Source organism: Sediminibacillus terrae (genome assembly GCF_009602435.1).
Classification (GTDB): Bacteria; Bacillota; Bacilli; order Bacillales; family Amphibacillaceae; genus Sediminibacillus; species Sediminibacillus terrae.
Genome location: NZ_VZDQ01000024.1, coordinates 127,586 through 149,491, shown reverse-complemented (window position 1 = coordinate 149,491; position 21,906 = coordinate 127,586). Strand labels below are relative to the sequence as shown.

Annotated in this window: 18 protein-coding genes; all 18 read left to right on the top strand. The window is 47.3% G+C overall.

The window, feature by feature from the left end:
- Positions 1-20 precede the first annotated feature (20 nt).
- The 18 genes from F6X55_RS12000 (at position 21) to spoIIR (ending at position 21,896) form a co-directional block, all read left to right on the top strand.
- Positions 21-875, top strand: a complete 855-nt coding sequence (locus F6X55_RS12000; protein WP_153463544.1) for a 3-hydroxybutyryl-CoA dehydrogenase — start codon at positions 21-23, stop codon at positions 873-875.
- 26 nt (positions 876-901) lie between these two features.
- The gene (locus F6X55_RS11995) at positions 902-2,044 is read left to right on the top strand and encodes an acyl-CoA dehydrogenase (RefSeq protein ID WP_153463541.1); all 1,143 of its coding nucleotides are present in this window, start codon (positions 902-904) and stop codon (positions 2,042-2,044) included.
- Between the two features lie 24 nt (positions 2,045-2,068).
- Positions 2,069-3,211, top strand: a complete 1,143-nt coding sequence (locus F6X55_RS11990; RefSeq protein ID WP_026570800.1) for an acyl-CoA dehydrogenase — start codon at positions 2,069-2,071, stop codon at positions 3,209-3,211.
- Between the two features lie 274 nt (positions 3,212-3,485).
- Positions 3,486-4,124: a TetR/AcrR family transcriptional regulator gene (locus F6X55_RS11985; RefSeq protein ID WP_153463538.1), complete on the top strand. Its 639-nt coding sequence runs from the start codon at positions 3,486-3,488 to the stop codon at positions 4,122-4,124.
- A 38-nt stretch (positions 4,125-4,162) separates the two neighbouring features.
- Positions 4,163-7,402 carry a fused isobutyryl-CoA mutase/GTPase IcmF gene (icmF, locus tag F6X55_RS11980; RefSeq protein ID WP_153463535.1) on the top strand — a complete coding sequence of 1,080 codons (3,240 nt, stop codon included), beginning with the start codon at positions 4,163-4,165 and terminating at the stop codon, positions 7,400-7,402.
- 570 nt (positions 7,403-7,972) lie between these two features.
- Positions 7,973-8,584, top strand: a complete 612-nt coding sequence (gene rpoE, locus F6X55_RS11975; protein WP_153463534.1) for a DNA-directed RNA polymerase subunit delta — start codon at positions 7,973-7,975, stop codon at positions 8,582-8,584.
- A gap of 509 nt (positions 8,585-9,093) precedes the next feature.
- The gene (locus F6X55_RS11970) at positions 9,094-10,704 is read left to right on the top strand and encodes a CTP synthase (RefSeq protein WP_026570795.1); all 1,611 of its coding nucleotides are present in this window, start codon (positions 9,094-9,096) and stop codon (positions 10,702-10,704) included.
- 668 nt (positions 10,705-11,372) lie between these two features.
- Positions 11,373-11,747, top strand: coding sequence for a response regulator (locus F6X55_RS11965; RefSeq protein ID WP_153463532.1), 375 nt, complete (start codon positions 11,373-11,375; stop codon positions 11,745-11,747).
- Between the two features lie 163 nt (positions 11,748-11,910).
- The gene (fba, locus tag F6X55_RS11960; RefSeq protein ID WP_026570793.1) at positions 11,911-12,774 is read left to right on the top strand and encodes a class II fructose-1,6-bisphosphate aldolase; all 864 of its coding nucleotides are present in this window, start codon (positions 11,911-11,913) and stop codon (positions 12,772-12,774) included.
- Positions 12,775-13,232: 458 nt separating this feature from the next.
- Positions 13,233-14,519, top strand: a complete 1,287-nt coding sequence (locus F6X55_RS11955) for a UDP-N-acetylglucosamine 1-carboxyvinyltransferase (protein WP_026771888.1) — start codon at positions 13,233-13,235, stop codon at positions 14,517-14,519.
- A 713-nt stretch (positions 14,520-15,232) separates the two neighbouring features.
- The gene (gene rho, locus F6X55_RS11950; RefSeq protein ID WP_026570791.1) at positions 15,233-16,519 is read left to right on the top strand and encodes a transcription termination factor Rho; all 1,287 of its coding nucleotides are present in this window, start codon (positions 15,233-15,235) and stop codon (positions 16,517-16,519) included.
- 285 nt (positions 16,520-16,804) lie between these two features.
- Positions 16,805-17,050 (top strand): type B 50S ribosomal protein L31, encoded by a 246-nt coding sequence (locus F6X55_RS11945; RefSeq protein ID WP_026570790.1) that lies wholly within the window; start codon positions 16,805-16,807, stop codon positions 17,048-17,050.
- A gap of 243 nt (positions 17,051-17,293) precedes the next feature.
- Positions 17,294-17,914 carry a thymidine kinase gene (locus tag F6X55_RS11940; protein WP_026771887.1) on the top strand — a complete coding sequence of 207 codons (621 nt, stop codon included), beginning with the start codon at positions 17,294-17,296 and terminating at the stop codon, positions 17,912-17,914.
- 401 nt (positions 17,915-18,315) lie between these two features.
- Positions 18,316-18,717 (top strand): hypothetical protein, encoded by a 402-nt coding sequence (locus tag F6X55_RS11935; RefSeq protein WP_026771886.1) that lies wholly within the window; start codon positions 18,316-18,318, stop codon positions 18,715-18,717.
- 209 nt (positions 18,718-18,926) lie between these two features.
- A complete protein-coding gene (locus tag F6X55_RS11930; protein ID WP_026570787.1) occupies positions 18,927-19,145 on the top strand; it encodes a hypothetical protein in 219 nt (72 codons plus the stop codon).
- A gap of 114 nt (positions 19,146-19,259) precedes the next feature.
- Entirely contained in the window at positions 19,260-20,330 is a 1,071-nt protein-coding gene (gene prfA / locus F6X55_RS11925) for a peptide chain release factor 1 (protein WP_026771885.1), read from the top strand.
- Position 20,331: 1 nt separating this feature from the next.
- Complete coding sequence (gene prmC, locus F6X55_RS11920; protein ID WP_035426944.1) at positions 20,332-21,201, top strand: peptide chain release factor N(5)-glutamine methyltransferase; 870 nt, start codon at positions 20,332-20,334, stop codon at positions 21,199-21,201.
- 86 nt (positions 21,202-21,287) lie between these two features.
- The gene (gene spoIIR / locus F6X55_RS11915) at positions 21,288-21,896 is read left to right on the top strand and encodes a stage II sporulation protein R (protein ID WP_153463529.1); all 609 of its coding nucleotides are present in this window, start codon (positions 21,288-21,290) and stop codon (positions 21,894-21,896) included.
- Positions 21,897-21,906 lie beyond the last annotated feature (10 nt).

The following is a 21,906-nucleotide window of genomic DNA, read 5'->3' as shown; positions in this document are numbered from 1 at the left end:
GCTTGAGGGGAGAAATGGCCATGCAAATAAATAAAGTAATGGTGGTAGGAGCAGGTCAAATGGGAGCTGGAATAGCCCAGGTATGTGCAACAGCTGGACTAGAGGTATTGCTCCATGACGTTTCGGAAGCGTCATTGCAAAAAGGAATCACTGGAATCGAAAAGCGGCTGCAGCGGGCCATGGAAAAAGGAAAATTGACCGGGGAAGCAAGGCAGGCGGCAATCAACCGGCTGACTCCTAGCTCCACGTTCCAGGATGTTCAGTCTTGTGATTTGGTGATAGAAGCCGCCGTGGAAAACATGGAAATCAAAACAAAAATATTCCGAGAACTGGATGAACTTGCGCCAGCACACGTCTTGTTGGCAACCAATACCTCATCGCTGCCCATTACAGAAATCGCCGCTGTTACAAGTCGGCCCGAGCAGGTGATCGGCATGCACTTCATGAATCCGGTCCCGGTCATGAAGCTGGTCGAACTGATTCGCGGCCTGCAGACAAGCGAAGAAACGTATCAGACAGTCAAACAACTGGCGGTCCAGTTGGAAAAGAAGACTGTGGAGGTGAACGATTATCCAGGCTTTGCCGCCAATCGCATCCTGATGCCGATGATCAATGAAGCGGTTTATGCAGTATACGAAGGGGTTTCCTCGCCGGAAGATATCGACACGGTAATGAAGTTGGGGATGAATCATCCGATGGGACCACTCCAGCTGGCAGACTTCATTGGTCTCGATACGTGCCTCTACATCATGGAAGTGTTGCACGAAGGATTCGGGGACAGCAAATACCGTCCCTGCCCGTTGCTGCGTAAATATGTAAAGGCCGGGTGGATCGGAAAAAAAGCCGGTCGAGGTTTTTACACTTATCAGGAATAAGCAAAAGGAGAAAGGTGGCGGGCTGAATGGAATTTACGTTTACCGATGAACAACAAATGATGCGCAAAATGGTGCGGGACTTTGCCGAAAAGGAAGTCGAACCGGAGATCCAGCGCATGGAAACGGAAGATCGATTTCCAGTTGAAGTCGTGCGAAGGATGGGGGAGCTGGGACTTATGGGCATTCCCATCCCCGAAGAATATGGAGGCAGTGCAATGGATTACACTTCCTATATCATTGCCCTGCATGAGCTGTCCAAGGTCAGTGCGACGGTAGGTGTCATTCTGTCGGTACATACTTCGGTCGGGACCAATCCGATTTTATATTTCGGCAGCGAAGAACAGAAGCAAAAATATTTGCCCAAACTGGCGAGCGGCCAGTATTTGGGTGCGTTTGCGCTGACGGAGCCGGGTGCCGGGTCCGACGCTTCCAATCTTAAAATGACGGCCAAGCCGACAGGAGATGGCTACCTGTTGCAAGGGACGAAAATGTTTATCACCAACGGTGGTTATGCCGATACATTCATCGTTTTTGCCAGGACTAGTCAGGAAGGCGGCTATAAAGGGGTGAGTGCCTTTATCGTTGAAAAAGACACCCCGGGCCTCCATATTGGAAAAACGGAAAAAAAGATGGGTTTGCACGGTTCCAGTACGGTTCAGCTTCATTTTGAAGATTGCTATCTTACAAATGAACAGTTGCTGGGCAACGAAGGAGATGGTTTTAAGATCGCCATGGCCAATTTGAATGCCGGGAGGATAGGAATCGCTGCTCAGTCGCTCGGTATCGCAGAGGCTGCGTTGAGGCATTCGATTGCTTATGCAAAACAGCGCGAACAATTCGGCAGACCGATAGCCGACCACCAGGGCGTCTCCTTTAAGCTGGCCGATATGGCGACAGAAGTGGAAGCGGCAAAATTGTTGACCTACCAGGCAGCTTCTTTGCGTGCCCTAAATAAACCATGCGGCAAGGAGGCATCCATGGCAAAGCTGTTTGCATCCAAGACCGCTGTCAAGGCAGCGATCGAGGCAGTGCAGATTTTTGGCGGTTATGGATACACGAAAGACTACCCGGTCGAACGACTTTTCCGTGACGCCAAAATTTGTGAAATTTATGAAGGTACCAGCGAAATTCAACATATGGTGATCGGCAAGCATTTGCTGCAAGATTGACCAGTCTAAAAGGGGGATAAATAGATGGATTTTCAACTAACCGATGAACAGGAAATGTTAAGAAAAATGGTGCGCGATTTCGCCAAAAACGAAGTGGAACCGTCTGCGGCCGAACGGGATGAAGAAGAGAGGTTTGACAGGGAGTTATTCGACAAAATGGCTGAATTGGGTTTGACGGGAATTCCATGGCCGGAAAAGTACGGCGGAATCGGCGCTGATTTTGTCAGTTATGTCATAGCGGTGGAAGAACTGTCGCGCGTCTGTGCATCTACGGGTGTGACGTTGTCGGCCCATATCTCTTTGGCAAGCTGGCCTTTATACAAGTACGGCTCGGAAAATCAGAAGCAGACCTATTTGGCGGAATTGGCAAGAGGGGAGAAACTTGGCGCGTATGCTTTGTCCGAACCTGGCGCCGGTAGTGATGTGGCGTCGATGAAGACGACCGCCCGGCTGGATGGGGACAGCTATGTATTGAACGGCAGCAAGGTATGGATCACCAATGGAGGCGTCGCCGATACGTATATCGTTTTTGCCAAAACGGATCGGGATGCCAAGCATCGCGGCATCAGTGCCTTTATTGTCGAAAAAGGCATGGCCGGTTTTACGTTCGGAAAAAAAGAGAAGAAGCTGGGGATACGCTCCTCTCCGACCACTGAGCTGGTTTTTGAAAATTGCCGGGTTCCCAAAGAAAACTTGCTCGGCGCAGAAGGGCAAGGGTTTAAGATCGCCATGACGACACTGGATGGCGGACGCAACGGAATCGCAGCCCAGGCACTCGGTATTGCACAAGGAGCCCTGGATGCTTCTGTCAGCTATGCGAAAGAGCGGGAGCAATTCGGCAAACCGATTGCCCGAAACCAGGGAATATCGTTCAAGCTGGCAGATATGGCGACCGAAATAGAAGCCGCCCGTTTGCTGACATACCAGGCCGCTTGGCTGGAATCGAACGGACAGCCATACGGCAAAGCATCTGCCATATCGAAATTGTTTGCCGGCGATGCGGCGATGCGGATTACGACCGAAGCAGTCCAGGTCTTTGGCGGCTATGGATATACGAAGGACTATCCAGTTGAACGGTATATGCGGGATGCCAAGATCACACAAATCTATGAAGGGACCAATGAAATCCAGCGTCTTGTGATCGGCCGGATGCTGACGAAGGAATAAGCCACCTCGCCATTATTGGCAGGCACATATTCACTTAGTAAAAGCAAACTGGTGGTGTATGATTTGCCTGAACCAGCTACCGATTCAGTAGTTGGGGGATAAGGAAGCAAGACGGTTGGAGAGGACAACACAGGCGTTTGCGATGTTTTTGAATTCGGTTTTTCGGCGTTGAACGTTCGGAGGTGGGGCGGTGAAGGTCGCCAACATGAACGCCGGATGGATCCTCTCGACTGGCCTTGCATGGCTCATAAAATCGAAGCGGAGGTGATGAAAAATGAACGGAAGTAAAGTCACTTCAACAATCAAAGATGAGCAACTGATCGAGCGGCGGCGTAATCAAATGATCAAGGGCGCGGTCAGCTTGTTTAAAGAAAAGGGATTCCATCGGACCACGACCAGGGAGATTGCTAAAGCCTCTGGGTTCAGTATCGGAACGCTTTATGAATATATCCGTACCAAGGAAGATGTACTTTTTTTGGTTTGCGATTCGATATACGAAAAGGTAAAAGCGCGAATGGAAGCGGCTTTTTTGAGGGAAAGTGCCAGTTTGGATCATTTGGTGCAGGCAGTCCGCGCTTATTATTTACTGATGGATGAGATGCAGGATGAAGTGGTCATCATGTACCAGGAAATGAAATCGCTTTCGAAAGAAGCGCAGGAATATGTGATGCAAAAGGAAAAAGCAATGGTCGCCATGCTGGAGCAGCTTTTGCAGGACAGTTCCCCAAACCGGCTCAAACAAAGAGATGTATCCTTGATTGCCAACAATATTTTCATTCAGGGTCAAATGTGGGGCTTCCGCCGTTGGATGCTGCAGAAAGAGTTTACGATCGCTTCGTACACAGAACGACAGGTCGCTTTCTTGTTGGCGGGACTGGGTCTTGGTGATGGCTTGCCTGCTACAGGCGGTTGACAGGTTATTTTAAGTGATTAGGAAGGGGAGGATTTCTGATGGAAAAGGTCGAGATATACCAGCCGGATCACCCGGTCAGATTTGTGACGTCTTCAAGCTTGTTCGATGGACACGATGCGTCGATCAATATTATGCGCAGGATTCTGCAGGCCAGCGGTGCGGAGGTGATCCACCTCGGACATAACCGGTCTGTTGAAGAAATCGTCAATGCTGCCATTCAGGAAGATGTACAGGGGATTGCGATTTCCTCTTATCAAGGCGGGCATGTCGAATACTTCAAGTATATGGTGGATTTATTAAAAGAAAAGGATGCCGGCCATATCCGTGTTTACGGGGGAGGCGGAGGTGTCATCATCCCGAAAGAAATAAAGGAGCTGCACGATTACGGAGTGGCACGAATCTTTTCGCCGGAGGACGGCCGCACACTCGGTTTGCAGGGAATGATCAATCAAATGTTGGAAGAATGCGATTTTGTACCGCCGGTCGATTTGGCGGATGAAGTCGAGAGACTGGCCACCGGGGATCATAGGGCCCTGGCAAAAATGATCAGTGTCGTTGAAAACAACGCTGCTTCCGAGCAGGCAGCAGCAGTCGAAGCGGTACGGGACAACCAGCAGACCAAAACCATTCCGGTATTGGGGATTACGGGGACAGGGGGCGCTGGGAAAAGTTCCTTGACAGATGAACTGATCAGGCGCTTCCTTAACGAAATTCCGGATAAAAAATTGGCTGTTTTATCCATCGACCCTACCAAAAAGAAAACAGGCGGCGCGCTTCTGGGTGACCGGATCCGCATGAACGCCATTTTTTCCGACCGGGTGTTCATGCGATCGTTGGCAACGCGTGATTCGAGCAGCGAGTTATCCAGGTCGATCCACGACGTGATTGAAATTGCGAAAGGAGCCGGAATGGATTTGATCATCGTGGAAACGAGCGGCATCGGCCAAGGGAACGCTGCGATAACGGATGTCTGTGATTTATCCATGTATGTCATGACAGCTGAATTCGGTGCGCCATCTCAGTTGGAAAAAATCGATATGATCGATTATGCAGACTTTCTCGTCATCAACAAGTTTGAACAAAAGGGCTCGGAGGATGCACTCAACCAGGTGCGTAAGCAGTATGAACGCAGCCGCATGCTGTTTCACCAGGATAAGCAGACATTCCCTGTGTTCGGAACGATTGCCAGTCAATTTAACGATGCAGGTACCAATACATTGTTTGCGGCGATTGTCGAAAAATTGAACGAGGATTTTGAATGGGAAAATACGACTTCCTTCGCCAAATCCAAACTCGTCGAAAAACAAAATGTCATCATACCGAACGATCGCCGCCACTATTTGCGTGATATCGCCTCTATCGTGAAAAATTATCATAAAAAGGCAGAAGATCAAGCTTCTGTCGCCAGAAAAATCGAGCATTTGCAGGCAACGGTAGAGCTTGTCGAAAACGAGGAAGTGGAGAAACAGTTAAAGGACCAGATGGAGAAACACCACGCGTTGCTTGATGGAAGCAGCAAGCAGCTGCTGGAAAGTTGGGAGGATACACGGGACCGCTATCAGGGGGAAGAAATGACCTTCCGTGTCAGAGGCAAAGACGTGAACATGGACATTAGTACCGAGAGCCTGTCCGGTCTGCGAATCCCCAAAGTAGCGTTTCCGAGTTTCACCGATTGGGGAGACCGTCTGATTTGGCTGTTGAAGGAAAATGTTCCGGGAGCTTTCCCGTTTACCGCCGGTGTTTTCCCTTTTAAACGAAAAGGAGAGGACCCGAAGCGGCAATTTGCCGGGGAAGGCACACCTGAGCGAACCAACCGCCGTTTTCATTACTTATCGAAGGATGATGAGGCCAAACGGCTCAGCACGGCGTTTGATTCCGTGACCCTCTATGGCGAAAATCCGGACCCGCGGCCCGATATTTACGGAAAGGTCGGCGAAAGCGGCGTCAGCGTGTGTACGTTGGATGACATGAAAAAACTGTATGATGGATTTGATTTGATCGATCCGAAAACGTCGGTATCCATGACGATAAACGGTCCTGCTCCGATTATCCTGGCCATGTTTTTCAATACCGCCATCGATCAGCAGCTAGCTAAATTCACTAATGAGAACGGACGGGAACCGACAAGCGAAGAAGCGGCAGATATCAAGGCCAGTACGCTTGCTACTGTCCGGGGCACGGTCCAGGCGGATATTCTCAAGGAAGACCAGGGGCAGAACACCTGTATTTTTTCTACTGAATTCGCCTTGCGGATGATGGGCGACATTCAGCAATATTTCATCGATCATCAGGTCCGCAACTATTATTCCGTTTCGATTTCCGGTTACCATATCGCCGAAGCCGGAGCCAACCCGATTACCCAGTTGGCTTTCACCCTGGCGAACGGGTTTACCTATGTCGAATATTACTTGAGCAGGGGAATGGACATCGACAAATTCGCGCCGAACCTGTCCTTCTTTTTCTCCAACGGTCTTGATCCCGAATATACGGTTATCGGCCGTGTCGCCAGGAGAATTTGGGCTATCGTGATGAGGGATAAATACGGAGCGGGAGAACGCAGTCAAAAACTGAAGTATCACATTCAAACTTCTGGTCGCTCCCTGCATGCCCAGGAAATCGACTTTAACGATATCCGTACAACCTTGCAGGCGTTGATCGCGATTCAGGATAACTGCAATTCCCTCCATACCAATTCTTATGACGAAGCGATCACGACGCCGACAGAAGGGTCTGTCCGCCGGGCGATGGCAATCCAGATGATTGTCAATAAAGAGTTCGGCTTGACCAAAAACGAGAATTCTTTGCAAGGTTCATTCATCATTGACCAGCTTACCGATATGGTCGAGCAAGCAGTTTTACAGGAATTTGAACGAATCAACGATCGCGGCGGTGTGCTCGGTGCGATGGAAAGGCAGTATCAACGCGGGAAAATCCAGGAGGAATCGCTGTATTATGAAGCGAAAAAACATTCCGGGGAATTACCGCTCATCGGGGTCAATACGTATTTAAACCCAAATCCGCCCGCTGCCGATTATATGGACAGCATGGAGCTGGCCCGTGCCTCGGAAGAAGAAAAACAGCATCAAATCCAAGAGTTGGAACGGTTCCACAAGGAGCATGGGGCTGAAGTGGAAGCTGCGCTTGATCGATTGAAACAGACTGCAGCCTCTGGAGGGAATATATTCGCTGAACTGATGGAAACGGTAAAAGTGGCAAGTCTGGGGCAAATCACGAACTCTCTCTATCAAGTCGGCGGCCAATATCGACGCAACATGTAGGATGCAAAGCAAGCGCGGTGACGGTTGTTGACTCCATAGGTGGATCTCCGGATTGATTTATGGTCACATAGTGGACATAATCGTCGCGGAAAATATGTCATGTTTATGGAAAGGATGCCCTTCAGGTCAATGGGCATCTTTTCTGTGAACCGTTGCCGGGGGATGCCGGGAAAGGGAAATGGAATTTTTTCATTTTATCAGGTTTATTTCCTGCTGAAATTGTGAAAAGTAATTGGATATGAAAGTAAAAAATACGTTAGGTATCGGCTTTAGCTGGCATAAATGTCTCGCTTGTGCGGTTATTAAGTCTTTCCCAAACATGTTGGAAAGGAAAGAGACGGAGCATCTGGAGCCATGTCTTTGGAAATATAGGCTATTATTGCAATTTGATTTTTATAACCATATAATGTATGAGAGGATTTGTTAACAGTATCGCATGCTGGTAATGTCAGGCGGCTGATACTTGAAGATCGAAACAATCTCATTGATCGAATATCAACCAGGCACAGGCAGCGGCTCCAGCTGGATACCTGTCTGTTTAATAAATTGACGTAAAGGGAGTGCTTGACCGTGAGCTTGACAAATTACAGCCACGAGGAGATTACGGGTTTATCGATGATCGAACTGGCGAGTGAAATCCTTGCTGAAGAGAAAAAAGCAAAAGATTTTAGAGAAGTATATGACCGCATTGCGGAACTGAAAGGGTTCACCGAAGCACAAAAAGATGAATACATCGCACAATTTTATACCGACTTGAACACGGACGGTCGTTTTTTGACGCTTGGATCCAACCTTTGGGGATTGAAAGAATGGTACCCGATTGAGCAGGTTGAAGAAGAAATCACGGAAGCGCCCAAAAAGAAAAAGAAGAAAAAAGCGAAAGCGAAAACAAGTAAACGGAAAAAAGAGGATATCTACGTGGAAGAGGAAATCGAAGACGATTTGGATGAATTGGAAGAAGATCTTGATTTCGACGATATCGATACGACCGACGAATTCGCCGATGACAATGATGATAAATTTGACGACGATGATACCGATAATGCGGACGACGATGATGAGTATGATGGCGATTTCCGCAGCGGCAAACTGGACGATGAAGATCAAAAGGTTGTCGAGGAAGACGTCTCTTATGTCGGCGATGAAGATGACGACGATGCGAACGATGATAATTATAATTAAGTAAACGGCGCTTGACTTTCCACAGGCAAGTGAGTAAAATTTTATTTGGGCTCTTTAAATTATTGTTCGTTTATAAAAGCGTTCCCCTGAACAGGGGAGCGCTTTTGTTGTTTTATAAGAAAAATATACGCTTTCCAAACAACGTGTTGAGTCTGGACAAGCTGCATGAGCTATATGGAAAGGAACCCTGCTTTTCACAGATGCTTTTTTCAAGATAATTATCGCGGCAGGAAAATCCGGCTGCAGGAAGCTGATTGGTTCGCTGTCAGGAATGAGAGGTGCGGGCAATATGATCGTATCGCTGAAAGCGCAGAAGGAATTCGGCATGATATATCCCAGGCGCTTTCTGTATATCACTATTTAGAAACAGCCTTCATAAAAAACAGCCGATTGGAAAAGTCTAACCGGTAAGCAAATGCTTGCTATTGATCGCTGGTTGTTATATGATGATTATTTTTAAAAGGATCAGTTCATTCAAAGAATCATTAACATAGAAAGAGGGATTTAGGGTGACAAAGTATATTTTTGTAACAGGAGGAGTCGTCTCCTCGCTTGGAAAAGGGATAACGGCAGCATCGCTGGGACGCTTGCTGAAAAATCGGGGATTGAATGTAACCATCCAGAAATTTGATCCATACATCAATGTCGATCCTGGTACGATGAGTCCATATCAGCATGGAGAAGTTTTCGTCACGGAAGACGGAGCGGAAACAGACCTGGATTTGGGACATTATGAACGATTCATCGACATCAATCTTAACAAGTACAGCAACGTGACCACTGGTAAAATCTATTCGACGGTCATCAAGAAAGAGCGAAAAGGCGATTACCTCGGTGGAACGGTCCAAGTGATCCCTCATATTACCAACGAAATCAAAGACAAAGTATTCCGCGCCGGCCAGCAGACAAATGCCGATGTCGTCATCACGGAAATCGGCGGAACAGTAGGGGATATTGAATCCCTTCCTTTCCTGGAAGCGATCAGGCAAATCAAAAGCGATATCGGCAGGGACAATGTCATGTATCTGCACTGTACGCTTGTCCCCTACTTGAAAGCAGCCGGGGAAATGAAGACAAAGCCGACGCAGCATAGTGTCAAAGAGTTGCGTTCGCTGGGGATTCAACCGGATGTCATCGTGCTTCGTACTGAGATGGAGATCAGTCAGGATATGAAGGATAAAATCGCCTTGTTCTGCGACATTGACCCGAAGGCAGTAGTTGAAGCCGGCGATGCAGATACGCTTTACCATGTTCCGATCTCCTTGCAGGCGCAACAGCTGGATCAACTGACATGTGACCATTTCGGTCTTGATTGCGAACCGGCCGATATGACGGAGTGGAATGAATTAGTCCATAAAGTCACCAGTCTCAGCAAACGGGTGACAATCGGTTTGGTCGGAAAATACGTGGAATTGCCGGATGCTTATATCTCGGTGGTCGAAGCGTTGAAGCATGCCGGCTATCAGTACGATTCGGACATCGATATCCGCTGGATTAATTCCGAGCAGGTAACGGCCGGAAATGTGGCAGCGAAGCTGGATGGTGTGGATGGAATCTTGGTACCTGGAGGTTTTGGAGACAGAGGAATCGAAGGTAAAATCGATGCAATACGTTATGCACGGGAAAACAAAGTCCCATTCTTGGGCATTTGCCTAGGTATGCAGTTGGCGACTGTCGAATTTGCCCGGAATGTGCTCGGATTGGATGGAGCGCATTCTGCAGAAATCGATCCCGCTACACCACATCCAATCATCGACCTGCTTCCTGAACAGAAGGATGTGTCAGACCTTGGCGGGACTTTGAGACTTGGCGTCTATCCTTGCCGCTTGAAACAAGGCACCAAAACACGGGCTGCTTACGGAGAGGAAGACGTTGTATACGAACGCCATCGTCACCGCTTTGAATTCAATAACATCTACCGGGAACAAATGGAGGCAAAAGGATTTGTTTTCTCCGGGACAAGCCCGGACGGTCGGTTGATTGAAACGATTGAGCTGGAAGACCACCCTTGGTTCGTCGCTTCCCAGTTCCACCCGGAATTCAAGTCAAGGCCGAATCGTCCGCAGCAGCTGTTCGATGGATTTATCGGTGCTTCGGCAACTCACAGAGACAATCAATAGATAACCATGTTTTAAAAGCGCAGCCGTGCGTCCCAGGACAAAACGGTGCGCTTTTTTTGTGCAGCTGTTTTTTTGTCGCAATAGATAGAACATCGACCTGCTTCAATGGCTCCTCAACTTCAGAAAAGAGTACGTGAATTCAAAAAAGAAGTACGAATGGTTGAAAAGTGTATACGCGTATCTTTCCCCGATCCCATGAGGCAATTATGGAGGAAAAGGATGCTTGGTACCAGCGCGGGCAACTCCACAGCGAAGATTAGCATAAGACCAGATTAAGATGCAAAGCTGACGAAGCATTACGCAGGCTGGTCCCGCCTCGTCTTTTCTGTTTATAACGAAGATATAGGCAAAAAGCGACAAGTTATGGCTGAAAGAGTTATGGAAGGAATGAAAAGCGAAACAAGGAGACATAATTCTTCAAATTCAGCAGGAAATCGTACCTTTATATCGAACAACTAATAGACCCGGCATCTTTACATTTCGCCAACCATGTGAAAATATGATTGATAGGCAAAAAGTATTATTCGGTTCCTGGGTAATTAGGCGGTAAGTGTCCATTCAAACGGAGAGAAATGCGCGCTGCGAAACCTGAAGGGGAAGCGGGAAAGAAATAGAAAAATGCTTACATAACATGCAATAGTTTCAAATCAGGAAGGGTTGAAGAACAAATGAAAAAAACCGTAATGATTGTCGATGACCAACCGGGGATTCGTTTGCTGCTGGAGGAAATTTTGAAAACGGAAGGGTATCAAATCAAAACAGCAGAAAATGGCAAGGAGGCACTAGATAAGATTGTCAACGAACCGCCTGATTTACTGATGGTTGACTACAAGCTGCCAATCATGGATGCCAGCGCCCTTTTGCACCGGCTCGAAGAAGAAGGCGTTACAGTGCCGGCGATTTTGATGAGCGGGCTGTCCGAAGAAATAGAAGGGAAAAAGGATCAATTTCCAATGGTGGAAGAAATCTTCGCGAAACCGTTCAATATTGATGATGCCAGAGAGAGGGTCAACCGGATATTGGCAGAAAAAAACAGCAACTGATTACATAATAATCTGAATAAATCCGGGTAAGCGGTATCTTTTCACTGTTTTGTTGCACCGAGGGGTGGTAGTTGGTATTCTTATACTGTACCCAATCAAAAATACTTATTGACTGGATATTGCATACTAAGCAAGACAACATACCCTAAGGAGGAAAAACAGCATGCCATTAGTTTCAATGAAAGAAATGCTTGAAGAAGCCAAGCAAAATAACTATGGTGTCGGCCAGTTCAACTTGAACAATCTTGAATATGCCCAAGCCGTTCTTCAAGCAGCAGAAGAAGAAAAATCCCCAGTAATCCTCGGTGTTTCTGAAGGCGCCGCAAAATATATGGGTGGTTTCAAAGTGGTTGTATCGATGGTGAAAGCGTTGATGGAGGAGTATGGTACAACTGTACCGGTCGCGATTCACTTGGATCACGGCTCCAGTTTTGAAAAATGTGTCCAAGCTATTCATGCCGGATTCACTTCCGTTATGATTGACGGTTCCCATTTCCCGTTGGAAGAAAACATTGCACTGACAAAGAAAGTGGTAGAAGTTGCCCACATTAACGGAGTTTCCGTAGAAGCTGAACTTGGCCGTATCGGCGGGCAGGAAGATGACCTGATCGTTGAAGATGCTGAAGCTGCATATGCCATCCCGGCAGAATGTGAGCGTCTTGTCAATGAGACAGGCGTTGACTGCTTCGCCCCTGCCCTTGGTTCCGTTCATGGTCCTTACAAAGGTGAACCGAACCTAGGTTTCGACCGTATGGAAGAAGTATTCAACCTGGTGAATGTACCACTAGTATTGCACGGCGGAACAGGTATCCCGACTAAAGATATTAAGCGTGCGCTTTCTCTTGGTACATCCAAAATCAACGTAAACACGGAAAATCAAATCGCCCAGGCGCAAAAAGTACGTGAAGTACTTGCAGAACAGCCAGACCAATACGATCCTCGTAAATATCTGGGACCTGGACGTGAAGCGATCAAACAAACCGTCATTGGCAAAATGCGTGAGTTTGGTTCTTCTAACCGTGCCTAATAAAGCTGCTTAAAAATGTTGAAAATAGGGAACTGTCTATACAGGCAGTTTCCTTTTCATACTATCCCACTCTCCAGCCATCATTCCTACTTACAATCAACTAAGATACATACCAAATTCATTCGCTTCATATGTTCCCCTATGGGGGCGGAGTGCGCCTGCATCTCATCGCAGGCTGCACCTGGAGAAGAGTGGTACAATCAAGTGAGACTGCTGCCGCTCTAGCAAAGTTCAAGCCATCAACCCTTTGCCGGATCGGCAGATGCAAAATTAGTATTGTTTGGCAAAAATTGTGTAGAATAAGGTTGACTAACTAGAATACTGCAGGTTGTTCGGATTGAACATCAATACTTATTCTTATTATAGTGAAGTTGCGTTTAAAGCCACAGTGACAATGAAAGCGGACAGCCGCTGTCAGTAAGCTGTTTCGAACAATCTCAGGGAGTGAGGAGTTCCAGATGCAAAAAATACTCGTAGAAGGCGGCAGACCTTTGAATGGCAAAGTAAGGATCAGCGGAGCGAAAAACAGTGCGGTTGCATTGCTGCCGGCTGCAATACTCGCAGAATCGAAAGTGATCATCGAGGGCTTGCCGAAAATATCGGATGTAGACGTGTTGGGAGATTTACTGGAGGAAATCGGCGGGGACGTTTCCTGGAAGGGACAGACGATTCATATCGATCCTAGCAATATGATCAATATGCCGCTTCCAAGCGGAAAAGTGAAAAAACTTCGTGCCTCCTACTATTTTATGGGAGCGATGCTCGGTCGATTCAAAGAAGCGGTGATCGGTTTGCCGGGAGGATGCCATCTAGGCCCTCGTCCTATTGATCAGCACATAAAAGGCTTTGAAGCGCTTGGCGCTAAAGTGACCAACGAACAAGGCGCGATTTACCTGCGGGCGGATGAATTGCGCGGTGCCCGGATTTATCTGGATGTGGTCAGTGTCGGGGCTACCATCAACATCATGCTGGCAGCAGTGAGAGCAAAAGGGAAGACAGTCATCGAAAATGCAGCCAAGGAACCGGAAATTATCGATGTCGCAACGTTGCTCACCAGCATGGGCGCGAAAATAAAGGGAGCCGGGACAGATGTTATCCGGATTGAGGGTTGTGATAACTTGACAGGCTGTATGCATACCATCATCCCAGACAGGATTGAAGCGGGGACTTATACAATCATGGCGGCTGCACAGGGAGAAAAAGTATTGATCGACAATGTCATTCCCCAGCATCTCGAGTCCTTGCTGGCTAAGCTTCGCGAAATGGGTGTGTCAATCGAAGAAGGCGATGAGCAGCTGCTTGTCCAGCCCGGAAAAGAACTGAAGAGTGTCGATATCAAAACGCTTGTCCATCCCGGGTTTCCGACCGATTTGCAGCAGCCATTCACATCTTTGCTGACCAAAGCAAAAGGTACGGGTGTCGTGACCGATACAATCTATCAGGCGAGATTGAAACATATTGACGAGCTTCGCAGAATGAACGCGCTGATCAAGGTGGAAGGTGGTTCGGCCATTGTCTCCGGACCTGTCCAACTGGAAGGTGCGAAAGTAAAGGCGAGCGACCTGCGGGCTGGTGCATCGTTGATCGCTGCCGGGCTTATGGCTGATGGCGTGACGGAAATAACCGGTTTGGAACATATAGACCGGGGATATGAACAAATTACAGAGAAGCTGTCCCAGCTTGGTGCCAAGATTTGGCGGGAAGAAATGACCGCTGAAGAAGTGGAGCAGTTTCAAAACTCTTGACCAGTGAATAGGCCCTCCGTCGAGTCGCTCGGCAGGGAATAAATAAGGAGGCGGAAAGCTGTCCGGCCCTTCTGCGGGTTGGACAAGCTTTTTTCCGTGTCCTCTGACTTGCCCTCCGTTCTTTGTTATGTTCCCTCCCTTGTAAACAAACGAGCCGAGGGATTGCCGTCAGAATATTGTAAGGGCATACAATGTTCTTGGTGGCTGCCCGATAAATTATAGTTGAATAATCGAGAAAGAAACGGTACTATGGAAGAAGTTTAATAAGTGTTTAGTTTGGTTATAATGATTGATGTACTCACGTAAAAACTTCTATTCTAGTTTTATGCTTTCCTTCAACTTCTTCTTGGATCAGCTTTTATGCTATCAGAATGTATGAGTTGCATGGATGATAGTATATAGTGAAACGCTTGCTTCGCCAACGACACTGGGCGTCCAGTTGCGTTTTTATCGTATTGTTGAAAAGAAAAGCCTTTAGTGAACACTCGCTGGCTTTCCTACTGGGTTTTCCTCCGTCAGCTAAATCTATCAAAGCTATCCAATGAGGCTCCAACCAGGAAGTGCATTACTACCCAATTCATTTATTACGATTGAAAATAAACCTGTAGCACTGCTGTGTCTTTCGGCGGTGTTGGAATCTGTCTGCCATCATGCGGAGGTTCCGATAGGTTGTGTTCGATAAAATATCAAAATTTAATAGGTGTGGTGATTTTGTGGCTGAATTGACCATTTCTCATTTAGAAACATTAACATTGAAAGAACTGTATGAAAAAGCAAAAGAATATAAAGTATCCTATTACGCAAAGCTTACCAAGCGCGAGCTTGTTTTTTCCATTTTAAAAGCCCAGGCGGAAAAGGACGGCTTTTTGTTCATGGATGGTGTTTTGGAAATCATTCCTTCGGAAGGATTCGGTTTTCTTCGTCCGATCAATTATTCTCCTAGTGCAGAAGACATCTACATTTCGGCTTCGCAAATCCGACGGTTTGATCTGCGAAATGGTGACAAGGTGTCTGGAAAAGTCCGTCCGCCGAAAGAAAACGAGCGGTATTACGGGTTGCTTCACGTGGATGCGGTAAACGGTCAAAACCCGGAAACTGCCAAAGAACGCGTTCATTTCCCTGCCCTGACGCCATTGTATCCAGACCGTTTGATGCGTTTGGAGACAGAAACAAGAAAGCTGTCGACAAGGATTATCGATCTGATGACACCGGTCGGATTCGGCCAGCGCGGATTGATTGTCGCTCCTCCAAAAGCAGGGAAAACCATGCTGTTGAAACAAATCGCCAACAGCATTTCCAAGAATCATCCCAATTCAAAACTGATTATCCTGTTGGTTGATGAACGCCCGGAAGAAGTGACGGATATCGAACGCTCTGTCCATCCGGATGTCGACGTTGTCAGCTCTACTTTTGATGAAGTGCCGGAAAACCATATTAAAGTGTCCGAGCTGGTATTGGAACGGGCGATGCGGCTGGTGGAACACAAAAAGGATGTCATTGTGCTGATGGATAGCATCACCAGATTAGCCAGGGCATATAACTTGGTCATTCCGCCAAGTGGTCGTACGCTGTCAGGCGGTATCGATCCAGCTGCCTTCCATCGTCCTAAACGATTTTTCGGTGCAGCGCGTAATATCGAAGAAGGCGGGAGCTTTACCATCCTGGCAACCGCTTTGGTGGATACGGGATCGCGTATGGATGACGTCATTTACGAAGAATTCAAAGGGACCGGCAATATGGAACTTCATCTGGATCGAAGTCTTGCTGAGCGTCGTATTTACCCGGCAATCGATATTTTGCGTTCCGGTACGAGAAAAGAAGAATTGCTTGTTTCCAAGGATCATCTCGATAAGATTTGGGCGATCAGAAAAACAATGCAAGACTCCAATGACTTTGTCGAGCGTTTCCTTCGCCGCATGAGGGCTTCGAAAAACAACGAAGAGTTTTTCCAGTCCATGGAGGAAGATATGAAGCGGAAAGGGACAGCCAGAAAGGGGTAGTTTGTTTTCTGGTAAATGGCGGAAAAATCTCCGGATATAACGTCCTTACCTCTAGTTCCCTAGCGTCGTGGAGGCGGGCGCGTCCATGTGAAGGACATCTGGATTTTTCCCAACTGTCGCTTGCAAAGGCAATTTTACACTGTTATAATCATTCTATGTGAGCTTAGAATAAATTGCTGTCCTTATTGGCGGATATTCTGACGCCTCTTTCCGGATCATATTCGGATTGTGGCCTTACAATAACTCTGTTTCCAAAGGATTCAGGGCAAAAGGAGTGGAAAGAACATGAAAGAACAAATTCATCCGGAATACAGAAAAGTAGTATTTCTTGATACTAGCTCTGACTACAAATTCCTAAGCGGTTCTACACAGTCTTCTGAAGAAACAATTGAATGGGAAGACGGCAATACTTACCCGTTGATCCGTGTGGAAATCAGCTCAGCTTCTCACCCGTTCTACACTGGTAAGCAAAAAGCGGACAAAGCTGGCGGACGTGTCGATCGATTCAAGAAAAAATATAACCTTGGTTAATTGTCCCCAGGGGATATCCCGGTGGAAAAAACCAAAGATAATCATGAAAAACAGGCAAATCGTCTAACTTTTTGCCTGTTTTTTTACTTTGTATTGTGGCAAGATGGATGCAAATCGTGAAGAATTCAAACAAAAAGAGACGTTTTTTTATAGATGAACAAGGCAATAACTATGGAAATAGAGTACAACTGCGGCAGTAACATGATCCAGCGTCTTTGCAATCTTGAAGGGAGTGTCCCGTTGATGTATGTAATGAAACAAAGTGGATGGGTAGAGCTGATTTGCGGCAGCATGTTTTCTGGTAAATCGGAGGAATTGATAAGAAGGGTGCGCCGAGCTACATATGGAAATCTATCTGTCCGGGTATTCAAACCCGCCATTGACAGTCGGTATTCTGAGGAATCGGTTGTTTCTCACAACGGAACGTCGATTTTGGCGCGTCCGGTCGACAGAGCAGCCGATATTCTTGAATATATCGATGCAGAAGTCGATGTAATCGGAATAGATGAAGTTCAGTTTTTCGATGACGAAATTGTCGGCATTGTCGATGAATTGGCCAATCATGGCCACCGGGTCATCGTTGCCGGTCTTGATACCGACTTTAGGGGTGAACCGTTCGGACCGGTTCCGGAATTGATGGCGTTGAGCGAATCGGTGACAAAGCTGAATGCGATTTGTCCGATTTGCGGGTCCCCGGCAAGCAGGACCCAGCGTCTGATCAATGACAAGCCTGCTTCCTATGATGATCCCATCATTTTGGTGGGTGCTTCTGAGTCGTACGAGCCTCGCTGCCGCCATCACCATGAAGTGCCGAACCGGCCCAGGCAAGCGCTAAACCTAAAAGCTTTTCCTACATCGAATTAATGATTTCAAGACAGGATGCCATTTCGGTATCCTGTTTTTTTGATATGTGGAGAAGGTAGAGGGCGAAATTCATGTATCAAGAATGACAGTTATCAGCCGGAGGAGGATATGCTTCCTTTGACCAACTCTCTGTAAGTCTTTCCGTTTTGGTTATCTTTTTTCTGCAAAATCGAGAGTGAAATTGCAAATACTCTGAGCAGCACGAATACACGTAGACTCCTGCGGGATCAGTGACCTATGCGAGACCCCGCAGACGAAGTCGAGGAGGCTCACGGGGCACCCGCGGAAAGCGAAGTGTATTCGTGCTGCGGACCTAATCGATAAGCAAGCTGCTGGATTCCGTTCAAGCGGATATTATCGTGCTGCAGAAGCATGCTAAGGAAAAAGCATGGAGGTTGGGTATGTATAGAATATTGACAGCCATCTTTTGTTTGGCAATACTGAATGCATGTGGAACCGGGAATAACGGACAGGAACAAGGGAGTATGCCGCAGGGCGAAGAAGTGGAAACAACGGAAGAAGGGTATATCCAATTGCGGGGCACTCAGCCGAGGATTTTCGATGAATATGGCGATCGCGAAATCGTCCAGGACACTAGCAGAGCGGCGATCGTCCGGGCAGCCGAATCAGTGGAAGCCGTCACGGTGGAAAGTGTCGAAATGATTGATGAAGAAATCCGGATTGAAGCCGTTTTAAACGGGAAATTCAACTCGGGGGAGAAAATGGCCAAAATCAATCAAATCCGACGGTCGGTCGATGACCAGGTGAATGGGAATTACCATGTGCGGGTGGTCATTCGTTGATCTGACAGGAAGGGAGCTCTAGTTCCGGAAGGAAGTCCAGAGCTTCCTTTGTCTCGTTATACATAATAATGGATTTTTGTCTGGATTGGCGACTTCCTGTTTCCTGAACAAAACAAGCGCAATTTTAACCGGATGAGGGGCAGCAGGCCAATGCTGTTATGTTAAAATAACATAGAAAGAAGCAATATTCATGTCAAGGGGGACCAAACATGGGCCATCACTCGGAACAGGAATTGTCCGAAGAAGTAAATCGACTTAATCGGCGATTGACCGAACTGGAACAGAAAATTGAAGAAGAACCTCGTAAGCGGCGTCATCCGCTGTGGGAGGCTATTCTATATTTGCTGGCCGGTGTTTTTCTGTTAGGACCTGCACTGGCATTGGGGATGGGCCTGATTGAACTGCTTGACGGCTGGATGTCACGCTGAGCAGGGTGAAATCGCAAAGATTGATGACCCGCTTCAAATCGCTGCCAAGCTTTTTTTGACGGGGTTTTTCTCCTGTACTATAATTATACTGTTAAGGAGAAAGAGGTGGATGAAGTGTTAGACAGACTGCAATCCTTGGAAGACCGTTATGATAAATTGAATGAATTGCTCAGTGACCCTGAAGTAATCAGTGATACGAAAAAGCTACGTGAATATTCGAAAGAACAATCCGACCTGGAAGACGTCATCCAGGCATACCGTGAATATAAAGAAGTGACCACCCAGCTGGACGATGCCAAAGTGATGCTGGATGAGGAACAGGACCCAGAAATGCAGGACATGGTCAAGTCGGAAATCAGTGAGCTTTCTCAACGGAAAGAAGAATTGGAAGAAAAGCTGCGTATTTTGTTGTTGCCGAAGGATCCTAACGATGATAAAAACGTCATCATGGAAATCCGCGGTGCAGCTGGGGGCGATGAAGCTGCTTTGTTTGCCGGCGACCTCTATCGGATGTATTCCCGTTTTGCTGAATCGGAAGGCTGGAAAATCGACGTAATGGAAGCCAACACGACTGGTGTCGGGGGCTACAAAGAAATTATTTTTATGATTAATGGCGATGGCGCTTTTTCCAAACTGAAATTTGAAAATGGCGCTCACCGGGTGCAGCGTGTTCCGGAAACGGAATCGGGCGGCAGGATCCATACATCCACTGCCACCGTGGTTGTTATGCCGGAAGCGGAAGAAGTGGAAGTCGATGTCCATGACAAGGATATCCGTGTCGATACATTTGCATCCAGCGGTCCTGGCGGCCAGAGTGTCAACACCACGATGTCTGCTGTGCGTCTGACACATATGCCGACAGGGATCGTTGTCTCGATTCAGGATGAAAAGTCGCAAATCAAAAACAAGGAAAAAGCCATGAAGGTATTGCGTGCCAGAATCTATGACAAATTCCAACAAGAAGCACAAGCGGAATACGATGAAACAAGAAAGTCTGCAGTAGGTTCAGGCGATCGATCGGAACGGATCCGCACCTACAATTTTCCTCAAAACCGGGTGACTGATCACCGAATCGGTTTGACAATCCAAAAGCTCGACCAGATTTTGGAGGGGAAAGTCGGCGAAATCATCGATGCCTTGCTGATGGAAGAACAAACCAAAAAATTGGAACAAATCGGTGAATGACATGACAGCACAACGACGCACAATCAATGAAGCCCTTCGCTGGGCTTCTCTTTTTTTACAACAGCATGACCGGGAACCGCGAGTCGCCGAAATCTTGCTGCAATATCATACTGGATTGGAACGGGCCGGGTTTTTAGCTGCTCAGCGTGAACTATTGCAGAAGGAAACAGATGATCAGTTCACTGCAGATGTGAAAGCACATGGAGAGACGGGAATACCGGTCCAACACTTGATTGGCACGGAGTCCTTCTATGGCCGGGAGTTCTACGTCGACAAGCATGTTTTGATTCCGCGTCCGGAAACCGAAGAATTGGTACTCGGTGTCCTGGAATATGCCCGGGAATTTGGGGAAAAGCCCATTCGGCTCGTCGATGCAGGAACCGGAAGCGGGGTGATCGCCATCACCCTGAAGCTGGAAAAACCATCCTGGCAGGTGGCTGCCACGGATATTTCCGAACAGGCTGTACAGGTGGCGGAACAAAATGCAGCCAGACTTGGAGCTGAAGTCCAGTTTTATCTGGGTGATTTTTTACAGCCAATAATAGACCGGCGCGAAAAGGTGGACATCATCGTTTCCAATCCACCCTATATTTCTTACCAGGACAAAGCATCTCTGGATGACACAGTGAAAAATTTTGATCCTGCATTGGCTTTGTTTGCCGAGAATGAAGGCCTTGCAGCTTATCGGCAAATCATTGATCAGGCTGGTTCTATTCTTTCCGGTCGGGGATTGATAGCTTTTGAAATCGGCCATCAACAGGGAGAGCAAGTTGCCGGATTGCTCCGCAGTAAATTCCCCGGCGCTTCCGTTGAAATAAAAAAAGACATAAATGGCAAGAATCGCATGGTGTTTGCGCAGCTTTCCGATTAGCAGCATAAAAATAATAGATTGCGAGTTTAAAAGCTTTTCTCTCTGTCCATAATGGAGCTATACAGTTAGCGAAAGGGGCAGGAGAAATGCGGAATTATCTTATCTATTTTCTTATTTTTTTAGCGTTGATCGGTTTTTTCCCGACTAAGGGACTTGGACAGTTAGGACAAACGGATGAAGCTGGGTATCAGGTCATACCGGATGAAGCGATCCGGCTCAGAATTTTGGCGAACAGTGATAGCGCTAGTGATCAGGCTTTAAAGCGTTTGATCCGCGACCGGGTCAATGCCGATATTACAAAATGGGTCGGCGATATTTCTGATATAGATGAAGCGAGAGAATTGATCCAGGACAAGCTTCCCGAGATAGAAGCTATCGTTAAGCAAGTACTGGAAGAGAAAGGTTCAAATCAAACCTATCAAGTAGAGTACGGAAGTAATGTTACGTTTCCGGATAAAGTATATGGGTCCTATGTCTACCCGGCCGGTGAGTATGAAGCAATCCTGATTACGCTCGGCGCAGGCAAAGGTGCAAACTGGTGGTGCGTATTGTTTCCGCCGTTGTGCTTTCTCGATTTTGCGGATGGTTCCACTGTCGCTGAGACAGAAGAAACGCAAGAAGAGTCAGAAAAATCGGATCCGGAGGAAGAAAAAGAAGTAAAGGTGAAGTTTTTCTTTTTAGAATGGTTCAGTTAAATCTATCATA